The sequence below is a fragment of the Psychrobacillus sp. FSL K6-4615 genome (assembly GCF_038008225.1).
Classification (GTDB): Bacteria; Bacillota; Bacilli; order Bacillales_A; family Planococcaceae; genus Psychrobacillus; species Psychrobacillus psychrotolerans.
The window spans coordinates 2,490,756-2,509,827 of record NZ_JBBOYQ010000001.1 but is presented as its reverse complement, the minus strand read 5'-3'; the positions used below and the strand labels follow the sequence as shown (position 1 = coordinate 2,509,827).

General features: G+C 36.2%; 17 protein-coding genes. 10 read left to right on the top strand and 7 right to left on the bottom strand.

The genetic code is table 11. From position 1 onward, the window contains the following. Positions 1-126: 126 nt before the first annotated feature. Positions 127-1,362: an MFS transporter gene (locus tag MKX53_RS12545; protein WP_093537800.1), complete on the bottom strand. Its 1,236-nt coding sequence runs from the start codon at positions 1,360-1,362 to the stop codon at positions 127-129. A 282-nt stretch (positions 1,363-1,644) separates the two neighbouring features. On the opposite strand from MKX53_RS12545, the gene MKX53_RS12540 reads away from it, so the two are divergent. Together MKX53_RS12540 and MKX53_RS12535 are read left to right on the top strand one after the other, a co-directional pair. Continuing rightward, positions 1,645-2,238 carry a peptidylprolyl isomerase gene (locus MKX53_RS12540; RefSeq protein ID WP_340913345.1) on the top strand — a complete coding sequence of 198 codons (594 nt, stop codon included), beginning with the start codon at positions 1,645-1,647 and terminating at the stop codon, positions 2,236-2,238. Positions 2,239-2,254: 16 nt separating this feature from the next. Then, positions 2,255-2,461, top strand: coding sequence for a hypothetical protein (locus MKX53_RS12535; RefSeq protein WP_093537801.1), 207 nt, complete (start codon positions 2,255-2,257; stop codon positions 2,459-2,461). A 565-nt stretch (positions 2,462-3,026) separates the two neighbouring features. Here the strand turns inward: MKX53_RS12535 and MKX53_RS12530 are convergent. Next, a complete protein-coding gene (locus tag MKX53_RS12530; RefSeq protein WP_340911642.1) occupies positions 3,027-4,193 on the bottom strand; it encodes a MalY/PatB family protein in 1,167 nt (388 codons plus the stop codon). Positions 4,194-4,268: 75 nt separating this feature from the next. On the opposite strand from MKX53_RS12530, the gene MKX53_RS12525 reads away from it, so the two are divergent. After that, the gene (locus MKX53_RS12525) at positions 4,269-4,529 is read left to right on the top strand and encodes a DUF1871 family protein (protein ID WP_093537803.1); all 261 of its coding nucleotides are present in this window, start codon (positions 4,269-4,271) and stop codon (positions 4,527-4,529) included. 47 nt (positions 4,530-4,576) lie between these two features. On the opposite strand, the gene MKX53_RS12520 is transcribed toward MKX53_RS12525, so the two are convergent. Further along, entirely contained in the window at positions 4,577-4,789 is a 213-nt protein-coding gene (locus MKX53_RS12520) for a helix-turn-helix domain-containing protein (RefSeq protein ID WP_093537804.1), read from the bottom strand. Between the two features lie 86 nt (positions 4,790-4,875). After that, positions 4,876-6,213 carry a sodium-dependent transporter gene (locus tag MKX53_RS12515; protein WP_340911638.1) on the bottom strand — a complete coding sequence of 446 codons (1,338 nt, stop codon included), beginning with the start codon at positions 6,211-6,213 and terminating at the stop codon, positions 4,876-4,878. A 130-nt stretch (positions 6,214-6,343) separates the two neighbouring features. Here MKX53_RS12515 and MKX53_RS12510 point away from each other — a divergent pair, with 130 nt between their 5' ends. From MKX53_RS12510 to yugI, 3 genes are all read left to right on the top strand, one after another. Further along, a complete protein-coding gene (locus MKX53_RS12510) occupies positions 6,344-6,901 on the top strand; it encodes an RNA polymerase sigma factor (RefSeq protein WP_340911635.1) in 558 nt (185 codons plus the stop codon). Continuing rightward, positions 6,891-9,020 (top strand): hypothetical protein, encoded by a 2,130-nt coding sequence (locus MKX53_RS12505; RefSeq protein WP_340911632.1) that lies wholly within the window; start codon positions 6,891-6,893, stop codon positions 9,018-9,020. Before MKX53_RS12510 ends, MKX53_RS12505 begins: the two co-directional genes overlap by 11 nt. A 74-nt stretch (positions 9,021-9,094) precedes the next feature. Then, positions 9,095-9,469 carry a S1 domain-containing post-transcriptional regulator GSP13 gene (gene yugI / locus MKX53_RS12500; protein ID WP_093537808.1) on the top strand — a complete coding sequence of 125 codons (375 nt, stop codon included), beginning with the start codon at positions 9,095-9,097 and terminating at the stop codon, positions 9,467-9,469. A gap of 102 nt (positions 9,470-9,571) precedes the next feature. Here the strand turns inward: yugI and MKX53_RS12495 are convergent, their stop codons facing one another. Beyond that, positions 9,572-10,888 (bottom strand): sigma 54-interacting transcriptional regulator, encoded by a 1,317-nt coding sequence (locus tag MKX53_RS12495; protein WP_322788093.1) that lies wholly within the window; start codon positions 10,886-10,888, stop codon positions 9,572-9,574. Between the two features lie 128 nt (positions 10,889-11,016). Between MKX53_RS12495 and pruA the strand changes: the two genes are divergently transcribed. The 4 genes from pruA (at position 11,017) to MKX53_RS12475 (ending at position 16,398) form a co-directional block, all read left to right on the top strand. Then, entirely contained in the window at positions 11,017-12,561 is a 1,545-nt protein-coding gene (gene pruA / locus MKX53_RS12490) for an L-glutamate gamma-semialdehyde dehydrogenase (protein ID WP_340911627.1), read from the top strand. A 63-nt stretch (positions 12,562-12,624) separates the two neighbouring features. Continuing rightward, positions 12,625-13,818 (top strand): ornithine--oxo-acid transaminase, encoded by a 1,194-nt coding sequence (locus tag MKX53_RS12485; protein WP_340911624.1) that lies wholly within the window; start codon positions 12,625-12,627, stop codon positions 13,816-13,818. Between the two features lie 82 nt (positions 13,819-13,900). Further along, positions 13,901-15,145, top strand: a complete 1,245-nt coding sequence (locus tag MKX53_RS12480; protein WP_093537812.1) for a Glu/Leu/Phe/Val family dehydrogenase — start codon at positions 13,901-13,903, stop codon at positions 15,143-15,145. A gap of 89 nt (positions 15,146-15,234) precedes the next feature. Then, positions 15,235-16,398, top strand: a complete 1,164-nt coding sequence (locus MKX53_RS12475; protein WP_340911621.1) for an iron-containing alcohol dehydrogenase — start codon at positions 15,235-15,237, stop codon at positions 16,396-16,398. Between the two features lie 210 nt (positions 16,399-16,608). Here MKX53_RS12475 and MKX53_RS12470 read toward each other — a convergent pair. Both MKX53_RS12470 and MKX53_RS12465 read right to left on the bottom strand, forming a co-directional pair. Next, positions 16,609-17,972, bottom strand: a protein-coding gene (locus MKX53_RS12470; protein ID WP_340909071.1) for an IS3 family transposase whose coding sequence is annotated in 2 segments (ribosomal slippage) — positions 16,609-17,513 and positions 17,513-17,972 — 1,365 coding nt in all. Because the reading frame shifts where the segments join, the coding sequence is not laid out codon by codon here. 97 nt (positions 17,973-18,069) lie between these two features. Next, on the bottom strand, positions 18,070-19,059 hold the full coding sequence (locus MKX53_RS12465) for a cation diffusion facilitator family transporter (RefSeq protein ID WP_093537814.1): 990 nt from the start codon (positions 19,057-19,059) through the stop codon (positions 18,070-18,072). Positions 19,060-19,072: the final 13 nt, after the last annotated feature.

The following is a 19,072-nucleotide window of genomic DNA, read 5'->3' as shown; positions in this document are numbered from 1 at the left end:
ATAAAAAACATTTTGTAACGACTCGATGGGTAAGGCGCTGGATCTGGTCAGATAATATGTCAAAGCATATATTCTCTTTTCTAATAAAAAGAATAGCACACTTTCGATATGGAAAGTGTGCTATCTTTAAGTTAATTTTGCATGCATTTCTTCCTCTATTAACACATCCTCAAAATCTATTCGAGGTTTTTTTCTAGCGTAGTATATAATAACGAATGCTATTAAGAACAACGCACCAGTAACAAAAAAGACAGATGAAATACCGATGTAACCACTGATAAATCCTCCAAACATTGGTCCAATTATATTACCTAAAAAACGGAAACTTGTATTATATCCCATTAGTTCACCTTGAACCTCGATAGGGGCTTCTCTTCGTATTAAAGCGGTAGTAATTGGTATTAATCCACCAGATGCAATACCGAACAAGAAACGAAGTATTATCAGTTGCCATAATTCGGTGACGAATGCCTGAGGAACGATAAAAACAAAGGCTATAATTAGAAGAAAGGATAATATCTTTTCATATCCAATAGAATCTCCTAGTTTTCCCCAAGTTCTTGCAAACAGTAGACTTCCTACTCCGGTAGCACTAAAGGTAATACCTGCAAGAAGGGCAACTTCTTTCGAGTTCGTTAATTGAGAAACATATAAAGATAAAAGTGGCTGAATACTAAAAAGTCCAATTTGTATTAAGGAAGTTATCATTAGAACATTTAACACGAGACGGTGGTGAAATATACTGGAGATAACAGTTTTTCTGGAATATTCATGATCTCCTTCTTTTTTCTCTTTGCGAATTTCATGTATTCCAAAAAGAACGATTAAAGCCGCAATAGAGACAGCTGTTGCAGTAATCATAAATGTATATTGAAAACCGAAAGTATCTGCTAGTAACCCACCAATAATGGGGCCAAATAATGTACCAGAAACACTACCCATTTGCAAAGTACCCATTGTTTTTCCAGCAATTTTCTTTGGAGTTTGAGAGCTTATAAAGGCTAAAGAGGTAGGGATGAATCCAGTGACAATCCCCATAAACAAACGTAGGACAAAGAAGGCTTCTACAGAATTAACAAACCCCATTAACAAAACACTAATTGCAATCCCAAATCCATTAATGATTAAGATTGGTTTATATCCATATTTATCAGCTATTCTTCCCCAGATAGGTGACATTAAAAATGCAGAAACAAATGTAGCGCCGAATACGAGTCCCGACCATTTTTGAACATACGCTTCCGAGAAATCACCCATTGTATTTATATATAAGGATAAGAACGGCATAATCATTGTCATCGTGGCAGAAACTAGAAAGATTGAAAACCACATGATCGTAAAATTGCGCTTTTGTACGCTCACTGAAATCCCTTCCCTCTATTGTTTTCTTAGCTTGTACTATTACTAGTATAGAACATTTAGTGTGTCGAAGAAAGTTAGATACTTTGTCACTGAATTTTGGTGTATTGTTATGGTAAACTAATTTGGGGTGAATGATTCATGAAAAAACTATTAGTCATTATAGGGATAGCAACAACTATTTGCTTTTTAAGTGCTTGTGGAACAGATGATTCCAAAGCATCGAAAGTAGAGTTAAAAAAAGAAGATTCTACTATTAATTCTGATACCCAACAAGAAGGAGAGATAATCATGTATCCACAACTATCTAAAGAGGTTGCTTCAAATGAAGCACTAGTAACTATGAATACATCAATGGGATCGATTAAGATTAAATTATTCCCGGAACTAGCTCCAAAAACAGTGGAGAATTTCTTAACACATGCAGAAAACGGTTATTATGATGGCTTAATATTCCACCGTGTTATTCAAGATTTCATGATCCAAGGTGGAGATCCAACTGGTACTGGCATGGGGGGAGAAAGTATTTACGGAGCAGAATTTGAAGATGAGTTTTCGATGAATCTCTTCAACCTAAGAGGAGCTCTTTCTATGGCAAATGCAGGACCAAATACAAATGGTAGTCAATTTTTCATCGTTCAAGCTTCTGAACCACCTGCAACAGCTAAGCAAATGATCGATGGTGGATGGCCAAAGGAAATAGCTGAAGCTTACGAAGAAATGGGCGGAACTCCGCATCTTGACCAAAAACACACTGTATTTGGTCAGGTCATTGAAGGTATGGAAGTAGTGGACCAAATGGCAGCAGTTAAGAAAGGCGCTCAGGACAAGCCACTAGTCGATATCACAATAGATTCAATCGAAATCACGCAGAAATAATTAGAGGAGTGTCTATATGTTTTCGTTTTTACATCTAGCTTTTTTGTATTTCCCAGAAGATAAATCGGAATATATACCTGTTGTAATCGAATTAGTTGTTTTAGTAGCGCTTTGTGTAATTGTTTTTAGATGGTTATTGAAAAAATCTAGAAAAGACGCTGAGAAAGCAAGAGTTTTAGAAGAAAAAATTATGCAAGCAAAAAAAGATGAACTTCACAAATAGTCTCTAAAATAGTATGACAATTACTATAGGTGCATATACAAAGAGACCCTCCATTTACAGAGGGCTCTGAAAAAGTCCTAAAAGGTATTTTATAGCGAGTAAGGGAACAATTTTATGTTCTCTTGCTCGTTATTTTAAATTGGGGAGTCGTTGATTTGCATTCCAGTTGAAGTCGCTACCTTCCAAGCTAATCAGCTAGTATCATCTGCTTATTAGGAAGAAATTTTTCTTCTATCTAAAGAATTTTTCTCTTCCTGTATACTCAGATGGTGCGTCCCATGATTTCAAACAAAGAAACTCTTAACTAAGTCCATACATGTGATTTACGATATCGTCGTGCCGAAAGACAATAAGCTTAGTCAATTTTCGCATAGAACTTCACTTCAGGGTACCACAATAATATGCACTGTGAATTTCAAGCGAAAAGTGAAGATATTAGATGACTAAGGGTAAGAAATAGAAAATGAAATAAGGCACTCTCTGACCAAAACGGACAGAAAGTGCCTTGTTTTTTTATTCATAAAAGTCTTTTAGTACTATGAAATGATCGTGCTTTAAAATACTTCTATTCAAGTGATTTTTTAAAACGTTCGACGCCATCTTGAACGGTGGATAGGGGACAAGCTAGATTCATTCGCAAGAATCCCTCTCCCGCTTTTCCATACTTGGATCCTGGTTCTAGAGCAAGCTTACCAACAGTTAATAGACGATCCATCATTTCTTTTTCAGAAAGGCCTGTCCCACGGTAATCAATCCAAACCAAATAGGTGCCTTCAGGCTTGGAAACTTTAATGCCCTCTAATTTGGAAAGATGTTCTATCACGTAATCCATGTTTACAGTTAATACCTCTAATAATTCTTCCAACCATGGACCACCTTGTTCATATGCAGTTTGAAGGGCAGTAAGTGAAAATATATTTAAGCCCATATATCCACGACTCATCGCAAGGTTCTCTAATACTTTACGTTTTTGTTCATCAGGAACCACCATAGCAGCTGCTTGAATACCTGCAAGATTAAACGTTTTAGTTGGAGCAAAAAAAGTAATAATATTATTTGGTTCTTCCGCTACATTAAGTAATGGAGTGTGCTTATTTGGTTCAAAAATGAGATCCGAATGAATTTCATCAGATAATACTAATACATTATATTGCTGACAAAGTGCAGCCATTTTCGTTAAGTCACCTTTGCTCCAAACTTTTCCACCTGGATTATGTGGATTACATAATATAAAAGCTTTTACATCATTCTTTAAACAGTTTTCAAATGAATGCCAGTCCATCTCATAGGAATTATCCATTTCTATTAACTGACTTGTAACCACTTCTCTCCCTAAATTTGTAGGGATGGTCGTAAATGGGGGATAGACTGGAGTATGAATAAGCACCTTATCGCCAACTTCCGTGAAGGCTTCAATTACTTCCGCTATTCCTGGTATTACTCCTTGGCGAAACATAATCCACTCATTTTGTATAGTTACTTGATGCTTATCTGCAATCCATTTAGTAAGCGATGATTTTGTTTCTTCAGGTGCCATTGAGTAACCAAATACTGGGTGCTCCATACGTGTTTGTAATGCCTCAATGATAACAGAAGGGATGGCGAAATCCATATCCGCAACCCACATAGGGAGTACTTCCGAAGCGTTATTGATAGAATATACTTGCTCTAACATATCCCATTTTGCAGAATATGTATTTCGACGATTAAAAACAGTAGAAAAAATGGACAAAGTGATTTCCCCTTTCAATTTATATTTATTATGTTATTATAACCCTATCTAATAAAACTAGTAAGGTGAAACTAAATGGACACAATTGAAATGAATAGAAGAGCGGTATGGACATTACAAAAATGGGATCCTTTCCACATTGGAGAGAATGCATATGAAACAGAAACGGCAGATGTTGTTGCCTATCTACAAAATATTGACCATCCATCTGATTTAGCGAAACGAATTCAAGAAATTTATGAACATTCTTTTGAAGAATGGATTCCATTAGAAAAATGCGTAGAGATATCTTATAAGCTAATCGCTTTAAAGTATGAAATGAAATGTATTATTTAAAAACAAAAAGCTTTCGGTTTTATTAAACCGAAAGCTTTTTTTATTGATTAAGCTTCTTTAATACCGTCTAATAAGTTAGAAGCTGGAACTTCAAGTGCATTGGACAATCTTAGAATTGTTTGAACTGATGGTTGTTCAACGCCTGATTCGTAGGCTTCTAGCTTACCAGTACCAATTCTTGTTTTTAATGCAAGAGTTTCTAGCGTAATATTACGCTCTTCTCTAAGTTGACGTAATTGCTCATGTAAACCTTTTTTCATGTTAAACCCACCCCTATCTTAATGATTATATTATAACATAATTCCTCTTAAAACTTTTGATATTAATGTCAGAAAAAGTACAATTTTTACATTAATAATTTCATAGCACCTTGGATGAATACCACAAGTATAGCGATAGGAGCTGCAAAACGCACAATAATATGCCAAGAATTCAGTAGAAAATCATTCAATTGAAGTTCTTGGATTAGTGTGGACTTAGAAAAATGGAAACCAGCAAATAATGATATAAACAATGCTCCCAGCGGTAATCCGATACTACTCGTTAAGAAGTCGGCGAAGTCGAAAATCGACATACCTAAGATGCGAACATCTGCTAATATACCAAAAGATAGGGCACTTGGAATACCTAATAAGAAAATGAGGAAGCCATAACTCCAAGCAGCCCGTTTCCTTCTATCATATTTAGACTTGATGCCAATTGATACAACTATTTCTAACATACTGATGGAAGAAGTAAGTGTTGCAAACAATAGGAGAACAAAGAATAAAATTAAGAAAAATTGACCGAAAATGATTTGATCAAATACTGCTGGAATAATGATGAACGCTAACCCTGGTCCTGCGTCCGGTGAGAAGCCTAATGCAAAGACTGCTGGGAAAATAACAAGACCTGCCATAATGGATATACCGATGTTTAAAAGAGAGACGCTAAGTGCAGATGAGCTAATATTAGTCTCCTTCGGTAAATAAGATGCATAAGTAATCATTCCAGAAATACCAACACTTAAAGAGAAGAACGCTTGGCCTAATGCAAGTAATGCAGTCTCCCATGTAAAGTAGGACCAATCCGGTACAAATAAAAACCTAATCCCTTCGATAGCACCGTCTAGTGTGAGGGATCGAATAGCTAGTACTACAAAGAAAATTAGCAAGATGGGCATCATCCATTTACTAGCTTTCTCAATTCCTCCTTTAATACCCCCAGATACAATCCAAATTGTTAACAGGATAAAAGTTGCCTGAGCAATTAATACCTCCCATGGATTTGAAATCACGGTATCGAACAGATCATTAAAGAATGATTCACTACTACCATTTAAGCTAAATGTAATGGCGCGGAACAAATAAGATATAATCCACCCACCAACAACACTATAGAATGATAATATGATAAATGAAAAGGCAAAACCTGCCCACCCGATTAGAAACCAAGGTTTGTCCGGAGCAAGTTTTTTGAAGCCTGTGACAGCATCTGCTTGACCTTTTCTCCCAATTACAAATTCAGCAAGCAAGATAGGAAGACCTATTAGTAAAGTACATAAGATAAACAAGATAACAAACACACTACCCCCGTTTGTCCCTGCCATATAAGGAAATTTCCAAATAGCACCTAGTCCAATTGCACTTCCGGCTGCCGCTAATATAAATCCTATTTTAGATCCAAAATGATCCCGATTTGTCACGAAAATTCCTCCTTTAATAGGACTGTTTTATTGTACCTGAGGATTTAGAGAAAATGTTAATTTATTTTACGAAACAAACTGCAATAATCTTTCGTATCATCATTAGAGCACTAGAGAGAGAGGGAGGAATATGTTAGAGATCGAGTTAATAGAAAGAGCGCAAAAAGGGGACAAAACCGCATATACAGAACTCATACATATACATCATAGAACCGTTGAAAAATTTGCATTTCAGTGTGGTGTTCAAGTTCATGACATTCCAGATGTTACTCAAGAGGTATTTGTGAAGCTATATAGGTTCTTACATCAATTTCAGCGTGAACGGTTTACGACGTGGTTATATAAAATCACCTTAAATACTGCAAGGGATTACTACAGAAAAGAAACGAAAGAAAAGGAAAAGGAACAGAAATTGCACGTAGAAGTCGGATTAAATTATACAACGAAATCAGCGGAGGAACGAGTTTTAGTGTTTGAGGAAGACCGGCATCTCCATAATGCTATCCAAGCACTAGATGAAAAATATCGTCATCCTATTATTATGTTTTACTTTCATGAATTATCATATGAACAAATTGCAGAAGTATTAAATGTACCCTTATCTACGATAAAAATACGGTTAATGCGAGCAAAAGCATTATTAAAATCTGCTATACAAGTGAATGGAGGAGTCAAGCATGGACGATAAACAATTAGAAGAACGTTTAAATCTTTTAAAATCATCCTATGATCGATTGCCCTCATCTATTGATCCCGGTGAAATTTTAACAAAAATAGAAAATGAGAATAATGTTCCTCCGATAGAAAAGAAAATCAGAGGATCAAAGCGGCAACGAATTACCGTATGGGCAGTGAGCGTAGCAAGTGTGTTAGGGATTGGACTTTTAGGAACAACATATCTAACCGATTCAGATAATACAACAACTAGTGATGAAAACTACAGCGATGAAGATATAGAAAAATTTAAAAGCCGTTATAAAGACGAACGATTAAAACGTCAAAAAATTCTTCAGATGAATGATGCGGAGTTTACTACATTAGATTTTGTTCAGTACGCTGATAATATTTTTTCCTCCCAAATTGCCCCAGGGACTTTAGAAGGGAAAAATGATGATATTTCTATTCAAGAGGCATATGATTTGGCTATTGAAGGATTAAATCTTCCTTCTGAAATGATAGAAGTGGCTAAACAAAGAGGTAAAATAAATAGTAAAGAAAGCTCCTATTTTGTAGAAGATTTTGTTACTAAAACGGAGAATTTAGTTTTCTACTATGAGCAAATTCTACGAGATAATGAAGATGCTCTTAAAGTTGCCAAACATGAGGGAAGACTAAGTGAGCATGTACTCATTGCCAATCGATATAATCTCTCAAAAGAAATACAAAGCATGATCGAAGTTTTGCCTAAAGAAGGATTGAAATTAGGTGTAAATTTGGAAGGAACGGAATTTCGAATTATACCTGATTGGGCCTTATTCACAAGAGACCTTTTCTCCATTTTAGATGAAAATGAGGCTCGTTATTTAGGAATGTATGAGTTAATTCCAGGTCACGGGATAGCCACTTTGTTAGAGGAACAAGAACTATCTCAATTAGGATATTATTTAGCTAGCATAGAATTTACATTACTAAATTCAAGCGAAAGTTCGGCAATACATTCTCGCTGGGAAAATTATTACTTTGAGTTAGCAGAAAAAATTATTTTTCCATCAGACATTGGTGAAATATTAAATGATGACAATAAAATAAATATTGAAACCCAGATGGCATGGGAGTCACTAGTAAATATTCCGGGTGTGTCACCATTAGCTACAATGATGAAGCCTATCGTTGCTTCAATGAAATCAAGTGATTGGACATACAATGAGAACTATAAACTGTTGGACATTGAGCAACTAAGAGATTATTATCTCTTAGCCTTGGATAACAAACTAGAAACGAACAAATTAGACTGGATTTCTATACTGCCTGACGGAGTGGAGAATAGTTTAGAGACTCCTTATACAATGTATGGAATTCATGAATTGTATAAAAAGTTCAATGAGAACTTTAATCCCCTAGTATTACATGGAACTGGACCTATGGATATCACGCTCTTGTATCATTATGCTGATGGGCAAGATAACCATGAAATGATGTGGGAATTGATGACTAGTGATTTTAAAAATGAATATAAAAAAGCAGAATTTTTAGAGAATCCAACTTTTCAAAATATTATTGGAGATAGTGCAAAAAATCTATACTTTAACAAAGAGTATTTAATCCCGGACAATAATAATTTGAAAACCTATATTGGACAGGAAAAAGGAAGTCAAGTCAGCTACGATATACTTCTCCGTCTGGAAAATGATGATATATGGAGAATTCAAGGAGAAGAGGATCATTTAACAAGTAATGCAACTCCAGTGGACGATAAATTTGTCCAACGTGTGCATGCTTTATATAAGTTATTTGCAGGAACACATGACCAATCTGTCTTAACAGTGGCGTCACCGGAGGAAATTGTGGGGCTGTATTATTATTCTGCTCAGTTAAACGACTATGAAACACAGTATGAATTGTATATAAAAGATGAAGGGTGGGCACAAATACCTAAAGAGGAATACATGAACGGGGAGCATCAGATTATAGTAGATATTAGGCTTAATTTTAAAACGATGGAATTCAATACTCATGGCAAAGGAGAGGGAGTAGTTACCTTAACTAAACATCTCGATACCCGTAAATTTGCGGATAATAAAGTAATTGGCTTTCAGCTAATCCAAACTGAAAATGGATGGAGACCACCTTTTATGCCGACACAGTGATTTTTGCCGTCATACTTCCTACTATGTTATAATTTAACATGACTATATCGTATATAAGAAAGTAGGAACGGATTATGACTCAAAATTATAAGGTAGGAGATGTTGTCACGGGTAAAGTTACAGGGATTCAACCATACGGAGCCTTTGTAAGCTTAGATGAGCAAACACAGGGTCTAGTGCATATTTCAGAAATAACATACGGGTATGTAAAAGAAGTGGAAGAATTTTTAACTGTAGGGCAAGGCGTAGAGGTGAAAATTCTAGAGATTGACGATGAGGCTGGTAAAATAAGCTTGTCCATGAGAGAACTCCAGGAAAAACCGACACTACCAAAACGTGACGATAGACCTCGGAAATCACTTCAAGATCGTATAGATGAACATGATGAAGAAGGGTTTAATTCGTTAAAGGAAAAATTAGCGGACTGGATCAAAAAATCAGCACTATAAAAAGAGTTAGCTCTCGCAGAGATTATCCTCATGTATAAAAAAAGCAAGAATGTTGTTCAAAAATATGAACTCATTCTTGTTTTTTTGTATAAGCAGAATCTCTTATCGCTTCATTTTCCGTATTCGATATTGTAAATTTTGACGGCTCATGCCTAATGCTTCCGCAGCTTTAGTTATATTGCCATCAAATTTATCTAAAGCTTTTTGTAAGTAATACATTTCTGCGGATCGTAAATATTCATCTAGAGGAACCAATTCTTTATCGGAAGTTATCACAAAATCCTCTGCTTTTCCTGAAGTCACATTAAAATCCTGGACCTTTAACTTAAAGTGTAAAGGTAACATATCAAATTTCAATACTTGTTCAGTAGTTACCATTGAACTTATTTCATCTAGCAGCAGTTCTAATTCTTTCAGATTACCCGGCCATTCGTACTTTAAAAAAGCTTGAACAACTTCTTCTTCAATATCCTTTATAGTGGAACCATAACGGTTTAAATAGCGATTAAAATAATCATACATAAAAGGAAGGATATCTTCTGTACGTTTGCGCAAAGGTGGAATACTGATTGTTACCTGGGCAAAATAATAATATAGTTCCTTGCTTAACTTATTCGAAGAAATAAGATCTACTGGGTCCTCGCCAATACTTGCTATATAAAGGTTTTGTCCTGCTTCATTTGCAGATAGAATTTGCAAAAGTTCATTTTGTAATTCGAGGGATAATAAATCAATTCTTTCACAAAATATTGTACAGTGTGACATATCAGAAAGCTCTTTTTGAAATTTTTTTATTAAAAAACTATCCGAACTATGACAGTATAGAGAGATAAACTGTTTGTTTACTGGGGAGAGTTGGTTGTGAATTCCTTCAGCAATCAATTCCTTGCCCGTTCCAGCTTCTCCAACTAAAAGGACAGGCATTCGTACATGTGCCGCCTTAATAGAACGTTCTAATATATCTTGCATTTCTGATGAAACTGCTGTAATGCTAGAAAGGGTAATCGATTCATTGTACCTCTTTAAAGGCTGATAAATTAGTCTCTCTAGAGCAGTAATATCGCGAGAAAACTCCACTGCTCCTATAAGTTTTTCCTCAAGACATATAGGGTATGTATCATTAATAGTGGTTATTTCTTGGCCATTACGATTCCAGTAGGTCTGTTTAGCTCGTAATACTGGTTCGCCACTATGCAAAACTTTTAACAATGTACTTTCTTGTTGTTCAAATTGGAAAAGTTCGAAGATGGAACGGTCTACAACATCAGTTAAATTTAGCCCTTCAATCTCTTTCATTTTTTCATTGTAAATAATGGTTTTGCCTGTTAAGTCAATGGCATGAATACCAACTGCTACCTGTTCGGTAGCAAATTTATAAAACGGTAGAAAATCTTTTATTTGTTCGTCCAAAAGGCTCACCTCAAAAAAATATTTCACATTTTAGAATTTTTTACTTGAATTACGCAACAATCTTTTGCATTATTATATATGTAAACTAATTAGAACTGCAAATTTTTTTTGCACCCAAATCGAAGGAGGATATTAAATTGATACCTTACAAACATGAACCATTCACGGATTTTTCAAAAGAAGAAAATAAAAAAGCGATGCAAGAAGGATACAAAGTAGTTGATGCATACCTAGGAAATGATTTCCCATTAATCGTTGGTGGAGAACGTATTACTACAGAAGCAAAAATTAAATCTTATAATCCAGCAAAAAAAGAAGAATTAGTTGGTGCTGTTTCTAAAGCTACACAAGAAATTGCTTCTAAGGCTATGGATATTGCTGATGAAACATTCCAAACTTGGAAAAAAGTTAAACCTGAAATACGTGCAGACGTTCTTTTCAAAGCAGCAGCTATCATTCGTCGTCGTAAATTTGAGTTCTCTGCTCTATTATCAAGAGAAGCGGGTAAAACTTGGGTTGAAGCTGATGTAGAAGTTGCCGAAGGAATTGACTTCTTAGAATACTACGGACGTGAAATGTTACGTTTAAAAAATGGTGCACCAGTTGAAAGTCGTCCAGGTGAATATAACCAATATAACTATATTCCACTAGGTGTTGCTGTTGTAATCTCACCTTGGAACTTCCCATTTGCAATCATGGCTGGTACTACTGTTGCGGCAATGGTAGCAGGTAATACTGTACTATTAAAACCAGCTTCCACAACTCCAGTCGTTTCTTATAAATTTGTAGAAGTATTAGAAGAGGCGGGTATGCTTCCAGGAGTAGTAAACTTCATCCCAGGTTCTGGTGCTGAAATTGGTGATTTCATGGTAGAACATCCACGCACTCGTCTAATCAGCTTCACAGGTTCTCGTGATGTTGGATTAGGAATAGTAGAAAAATCTTCTAAATTAGCTCCAGGGCAAATTTGGATTAAACGTTCTATTCTTGAAATGGGTGGGAAAGACACAATCGTAGTGGATAAAGAGGCTGATTTAGAATTAGCAGCTCAATCTATTGTGAAGTCTGCATTCGGTTTCAGTGGTCAAAAATGTTCTGCATGTTCACGTGCAGTAATCGTAGAAGACGTTTACGATACAGTGTTGAACAGAGTAGAAGAATTAACAAACGCTTTAACGGTTGGTATTCCTGACAGTGATGAGCACTTTGTTGGTCCAGTTATCGATGGTGCTTCATTCAAAAAAATTATGAGTTATATCGAAATTGGTAAAGAAGAAGGTCGTTTGGTTACTGGTGGTACAGGAGATGATTCTAAAGGATTCTTTATCCAACCAACTGTCATTGCTGACCTATCTCCAACTGCACGTATTATGCAAGAAGAGATCTTCGGACCAGTTGTTGGTATTTCTAAAGCAAAAGATTTCGATGAGGCATTAGAAATAGCAAACAATACAGAGTACGGTTTAACAGGTGCTGTAATTACAAATAATCGTTTGAATCAAGAAAAAGCGCGTGAAGAGTTCCATGTAGGGAACCTATACTTCAACCGTGGATGTACAGGTGCTATTGTTGGTTACCAACCATTTGGTGGATTTAACATGTCTGGTACAGATTCAAAAGCTGGTGGACCAGATTATGTCCAACTTCATATGCAAGCGAAAACAACATCTGAAATGCTTTAAAATTTCCAAGGCAGACTTTGTTTGAAGTCTGCCTTCATTTTAAAAAAAAGGGGTAATGAAAGCATGACTATTTCATCGCAAATGATTGAACAAACGAATAAATTTGGTGCAAACAACTATAACCCACTTCCAATAGTAGTATCTGAAGCAGAGGGTGTTTGGGTAAAAGATCCTGAAGGTAACAAATATATGGATATGCTTTCTGCTTATTCGGCAGTAAACCAAGGACATCGTCATCCGAAGATTATTCAAGCGTTAAAAGATCAAGCGGATCGTGTAACTCTAACTTCTCGTGCTTTCCACAATGACCAATTAGGTCCATGGTATGAAAAAGTTAGTGAGTTAACAGGTAAAGACATGGTCTTACCAATGAATACTGGAGCAGAAGCAGTTGAAACAGCATTTAAAGCAGCTCGTAGATGGGCATATGATGTAAAAGGTGTAGCAGCTGACCAAGCAGAGGTAATTGCATGTAATGGAAACTTCCACGGTCGTACTATGGGAGCGGTTTCACTTTCATCTGATCCTGAATACAAAAGAGGATTTGGCCCAATGCTTCCAGGTATTAAGTTAATACCTTATGGTGATTTAGAAGCGTTGAAAGCTGCAATTACTCCTAACACGGCAGCATTTATAATTGAGCCAATTCAAGGGGAAGCTGGAATTATCATTCCACCTGCTGGATTCATGAAGGCAGCGCTTGAATTATGTCGCGAGAATAATGTTTTATTTATCGCGGATGAAATCCAAGCTGGTCTTTGCCGTACTGGTAAAATGTTCGCATCTGAATGGGAAGAAATAGATCCAGATATGTATATACTAGGAAAAGCATTAGGCGGTGGAGTTTTCCCAATCTCATGTATCGTTGCAAACAAAGAAATTCTAAGTGTATTTAATCCGGGATCTCATGGGTCTACATTTGGTGGTAACCCAATGGCATGTGCGGTTTCAATCGCAGCGTTAGACGTGTTGATAGATGAAAAATTAGCGGCTCGTTCCCTAGAACTAGGAAATTACTTTATGGATGCATTGAAAGAAATTAAACATTCTTCTATTAAAGAAGTACGCGGTCGTGGATTGTTTATTGGAATGGAATTAACAGAAGACGCACGCCCGTTCTGTGAAGAGCTTAAGGAATTAGGCTTACTATGTAAGGAAACACATGATACAGTAATTCGTTTTGCTCCACCTCTAATCATTTCAAAAGAAGAGTTAGATTGGGCAATTGAAAGAATCCAGAAAGTATTCAATAAATAATAATTTTTAGACAAATATCAACAATTCTATGTTACAATGGTTCCGAAGAAATTATTAAATATTAAAGAGGCGAAAATATAAAATGGCTGAAAATTTAAACCTGTTTACATCAACTCAGGCTGTAATTAAAGAGGCTCTGAACAAACTTGGTTATGACGAAGCAATGTATGACCTTTTGAAAGAACCACTAAGGATGCTAGAAGTTCGAATTCCAGTACGCATGGATGACAATACAGTAAAGGTATTCACTGGATACCGTTCACAGCATAATGATGCTGTTGGACCTACAAAAGGTGGAGTACGTTTTCATCCAGGTGTAACACCAGATGAAATGAAGGCTTTATCTATGTGGATGACATTAAAAGCTGGTATTGTGGACCTTCCTTATGGTGGAGGTAAAGGTGGAGTTATTTGTGATCCGCGCGAAATGTCAATGGGAGAAATTGAACGTCTAAGCCGTGGATATGTACGTGCGGTAGGACAAATCGTTGGACCGACAAAAGACATTCCTGCTCCAGACGTATTTACAAATGCTCAAATCATGGCATGGATGATGGATGAATATAGTCGTATGGACCAATTCAATTCACCAGGCTTCATCACTGGTAAACCACTTGTACTTGGTGGTTCACAGGGACGCGACCGTGCAACTGCTCAAGGTGTTACTATTATTATCAATGAAGCTGCAAAAAAACGTGATATTGATATGCAAGGAGCGCGCGTTGTTATCCAAGGTTTTGGTAATGCAGGAAGCTTCTTAGCTAAGTTTTTGAGTGATCAAGGTGCAAAAGTTATTGCTATTTCCGATGCTTACGGAGCTTTACATGATCCTAATGGTCTAGATATTGACTATCTATTGGATCGTCGTGATAGCTTTGGTACTGTAACAACTCTATTTGAAAATACGATTTCTAACCAAGAGTTATTAGAATTAGATTGTGATATTTTAGTTCCAGCTGCTATTGAGAACCAAATTACTGCTGAAAACGCTCATAATATTAAAGCGAAGATCGTAGTAGAGGCTGCCAATGGACCAACTACAACAGAAGGTACAAAAATTCTTTATGACAGAGGAATTCTATTAGTTCCTGATGTTTTAGCAAGTGCTGGTGGTGTAACAGTTTCTTACTTTGAATGGGTTCAAAATAACCAAGGTTATTACTGGACTGAAGAAGAAGTAGATGAGAAACTAGTGAAGAAAATGGTAGATGCATTCGCAAATATCTATGAAGTGGCATCCACTCGTAATATCGATATGCGTTTAGCTGCTTACATGGTAGGTGTACGTAAAACTGCGGAAGCGTCACGTTTCCGTGGATGGGTATAATATAATTGAAGTACTAGTAAGGTGAACCGCTTGTTTTTTACAAGCGGTTTTTTTATTATTAAGAAAGTATGGAAAGAGGAGGATGTCAAATGAATGCTTTTTCATTTTATAACCCTGTAAAATTGATATTTGGTAAAGATCAACTATTAAAGTTAAAAGGGGAATTATCATTATACGGAAAGAAAGTCCTTGTTGTTTACGGCGGGGGGAGTATCAAGAAAAATGGTTTATATGATAGCGTTATGACTGAATTAAAAGAAACAGGAATGGAAGTTTTTGAACTTGCAGGGGTGGAACCAAACCCTAGACTATCCACAGCTAGAAAGGGAGCAGAGATCTGTAAAAAAGAAGGCATTGATGTTTTGCTAGCAGTTGGTGGAGGTTCCGTAATTGATTGTACGAAACTTATCGCAGTTGCAGCTAAATACGACGGAGATGCTTGGGACTTTGTTTCACGTAAAGCGGTTCCACAAGAAGCTTTACCTTTTGGAACTATTTTAACTCTTGCAGCAACCGGTTCAGAGATGAATTCTGGATCTGTTATTACTAATGAAGAAACTCTAGAGAAGTATGGATGGGGAAGTCCTTTAGTTTATCCTAAATTCTCTATTTTGGATCCAGTAAACACGTTCACTGTTCCTCTTGATCAAACGGTTTATGGAATAGTGGATATGATGTCTCATATGTTCGAACAATATTATAATAATGCGACAAATACACCGGTTCAAGATGAAATGATAGAAGGTACTCTTCGTACAGTAATAGAAGTAGGACCAAAACTCATAGAAGACCTTACAAACTATGAGCACCGTGAAACTATTCTATTTGCAGGTACATTAGGGTTAAATGGCTTCCTACAAATGGGGTACAACGGGGACTGGGCAAGTCATAATTTAGAACACGCGATTTCAGCAGTTTATGACATTCCACACGGTGGAGGATTAGCTATCGTTTTCCCTAGATGGATGCGTCACAATGTAAAAGTAAATCCTCAGCGTTTTGCTAAGCTTGCAATTAATGTCTTTAACGTGAATTCTGAAGGTAAAGCAGTAGAAGAAGTAGCGTATGAAGGAATTGATCGCTTAGAAGCGTTTTGGAAGTCATTGAATGCACCTTCTACATTAGGTGATTACAATATAGATGAAAGCAAGATCGATTTGATGGTAGAAAAAGCAATGGTTTATGGAGAATATGGTAATTTCCATAAGTTAAATGAAGAAGATACAAAAACAATTTTAACAGCTTGTCTATAATAGTAAGAAATAAGAAAACCACATGGCAGAATTGATGTGACCCCAAAAAGTTAGACATAATTATTTGATTTGATATTTGAGAGAATAAAAAGATTTAGCGAATAAGTCATTCTTTTTCCTGCCCATCCATTTCTTCCGAAGCGTAGCGAGGAAGAAATGGATGGGCAGGTCGTGGCTTGCTTCGCTACCGCGTTTATCATTTAACACTTATTAAGCTGCTTGTTGGGCATGAGTTCGGTATTGTATCGGACTTTTGCCTTTTAATTTTGCCTTAATTCGTTTGTTATTATAGTACTCCATATATTTTTCTAGTTCTAATTTAAAATGTTCCACACTCTCAAATTCTTTTAAATAGAGAAACTCTGATTTCATAATGCCAAAGAAATTCTCCATCACTGAATTGTCGTAACAGTTCCCTTTACGAGACATACTTTGCGTGATGCTTCTTTTTTGTAAAGCATGACGATACTGTTTCATTTGATAATGCCAACCTTGATCGGAATGCATGAGAAGCTCATCTTCTTCGGAGAGACGTTCAAATGCTTTCTCTAACATTTCTGATACAAGTGAATAGGTAGGTTTAGAGCCGATTGTATAGGTAATGATTTCACTATTAAATAAATCCAGTACAGGGGACAGATAAAGCTTTTCTCCGAATAATTTAAACTCTGTAATATCTGTAACCCATTTTTCATTCGGTTGCTCGGCTGTGAATTGACGATTTAAAATATTCGGCGCAACTTTACCAACTGTTCCTTTATAGGATTTATATTTTTTCATACGCACAAGGCATTTTAAACCTAACTCTTTCATAATTCGCTGTATTTTTTTATGATTTACTCTTTGCCCACGATTGGTTAATTCATCACGAATACGACGATATCCATAACGACCTTCATGTTCCTCATAAATCGTTTTAATTTCTACTTTTAAATCGGCATCTGGATCAACTCTATCCATTTGTTTTACATAAAAATAATAGGTACTTCGAGGAATTTCTGCTAGCTTTACTAATTCTTTCACCGGAAACTCATGCCTTAATTCATAGACTACTTGAGCTTTGTCTTGTTTGGTGATTTTTCCTTGTTTTGAACTAAGGCATTCAACTTTTTTAAATACGCATTTTCCATACGCAAGCGTTCTAATTCTGCTTGTAACGCTTCCACTGATCCTTCTGCTGGAGTGTTGTTTTTAATAGCTTGTTTTACGTTTTCGTTTTTCATGAATGGACGCCCCTTTTTCTTTGATTTAAGGGCGTCAATTCCAATGTCTTCCAACTGCTTTTTCCATGTCAAAATTGTGGAGTGAGTTGGAATATTAAAAATTGCTGCTGTTTCTCGTATAGACGTCCCATTTTCGTTCATGTAATTGAGTACGTCTAGTTTATATTCCACTGTATAATTTGTACAGCGTTTCTTAAAAGCTTCATCTCCATGATGTTGATATTGCTTAATCCAGTTTAGTAATACCGAATGATCAACTCCTACCATATTTGAGACTGGTTTAAGCCCTTCATCCCCATTTAAATATATTTTGACAAACTCTACTTTTTCTTCTTCCGTAAATTTCGACAAAAGAAAAGCACCTCCAATTGTTAGATTTTTGTCTAACAATTGGGGTGCAGTTCAAATTCGTCATGTGGTTTTCTTATTAATATTGTTTTCGATAACACTAATCACGTGTTTTTAACACGGTACGTTGATCTCGATGTTCAGTCCACGTTCTGATTCCGTCATCTTCATCAAAGGAGATTGTAATATCTGTTACTCCTTGTTGATTTAAAATAAGTTCTTTAATTTTATCCTGAATATCGTCCACCTCGGCGAAAGAATATTGAGGATCTATCTCAATAATTATTTCCACATGGAGATATTCACCTTCTTTTATAACTTCAAGCTTTTGAATATCCTTTACATGCGGATTCTCAGAAACAATATGAGCAATATGAGTGAGCATTTGTTCATCTGTTTCCCCTAGTGCGCCTCGAGCGTTATCTAGGAATACTTTCCCTACCACATAGAACATCATAATACCGATCATAATAGAAGCTATACCTTCTGCTTGTAAAAAACCAGTAAAGTGGGAAATTAAAACTGCCACAAACGCTAATATTCCTCCTGCTGTTGCTACTAAGTCCTCCATAAAAACAAGCTTTGTTGCAGGTTTAGCTCTCTTTAAGTGAGTAAAGCTTGTTGTTAATGGAGAAAAGGCGGTTCCTTTAATCCCGACTTCATGCAAAATCTCTTTTCCAGCTTTATATAAGACGGCAAATTCCAAAATTATGGCAATAGCAAGTACGCTTAGGGTAATGGCAACACCTGTAGATTCAGTCGGGTGTTGAATATGGTGCCAACCTTCTATAATTGTTTCATAAGATAAAATTCCGACAATAATTACAGCGCCTAAGCAAACGAGGTTTACTAAGCGTCCAAAACCATTTGGAAATCTTGGCGTAGGGGCTTTCTTAGATAAGGATGACCCAATATAAACAAAGAATTGGTTTGCTGCATCGCCAATGGAGTGCATCATCTCTGCAAACATAGCTACATTTCCTGTAAAGAAAAACGCACCACCTTTTAAAATTGCAATAATAGTATTTACAACTGCTGCTAATAATGAAGGCTTATTACCACCTTTTAACAACCTAAATAATTCTCCCATATGATTACTCCTT

Coding starts and splice junctions, on each gene's coding strand:
- MKX53_RS12475 (WP_340911621.1), top strand. CDS start 15,235: ATGAATGCTTTTTCATTTTATAACCCTGTAAAATTGATATTTGGTAAA.
- MKX53_RS12525 (WP_093537803.1), top strand. CDS start 4,269: ATGGACACAATTGAAATGAATAGAAGAGCGGTATGGACATTACAAAAA.
- MKX53_RS12520 (WP_093537804.1), bottom strand. CDS start 4,789: ATGAAAAAAGGTTTACATGAGCAATTACGTCAACTTAGAGAAGAGCGT.
- MKX53_RS12480 (WP_093537812.1), top strand. CDS start 13,901: ATGGCTGAAAATTTAAACCTGTTTACATCAACTCAGGCTGTAATTAAA.
- MKX53_RS12485 (WP_340911624.1), top strand. CDS start 12,625: ATGACTATTTCATCGCAAATGATTGAACAAACGAATAAATTTGGTGCA.
- MKX53_RS12505 (WP_340911632.1), top strand. CDS start 6,891: ATGGACGATAAACAATTAGAAGAACGTTTAAATCTTTTAAAATCATCC.
- MKX53_RS12510 (WP_340911635.1), top strand. CDS start 6,344: ATGTTAGAGATCGAGTTAATAGAAAGAGCGCAAAAAGGGGACAAAACC.
- yugI (WP_093537808.1), top strand. CDS start 9,095: ATGACTCAAAATTATAAGGTAGGAGATGTTGTCACGGGTAAAGTTACA.
- MKX53_RS12535 (WP_093537801.1), top strand. CDS start 2,255: ATGTTTTCGTTTTTACATCTAGCTTTTTTGTATTTCCCAGAAGATAAA.
- MKX53_RS12465 (WP_093537814.1), bottom strand. CDS start 19,059: ATGGGAGAATTATTTAGGTTGTTAAAAGGTGGTAATAAGCCTTCATTA.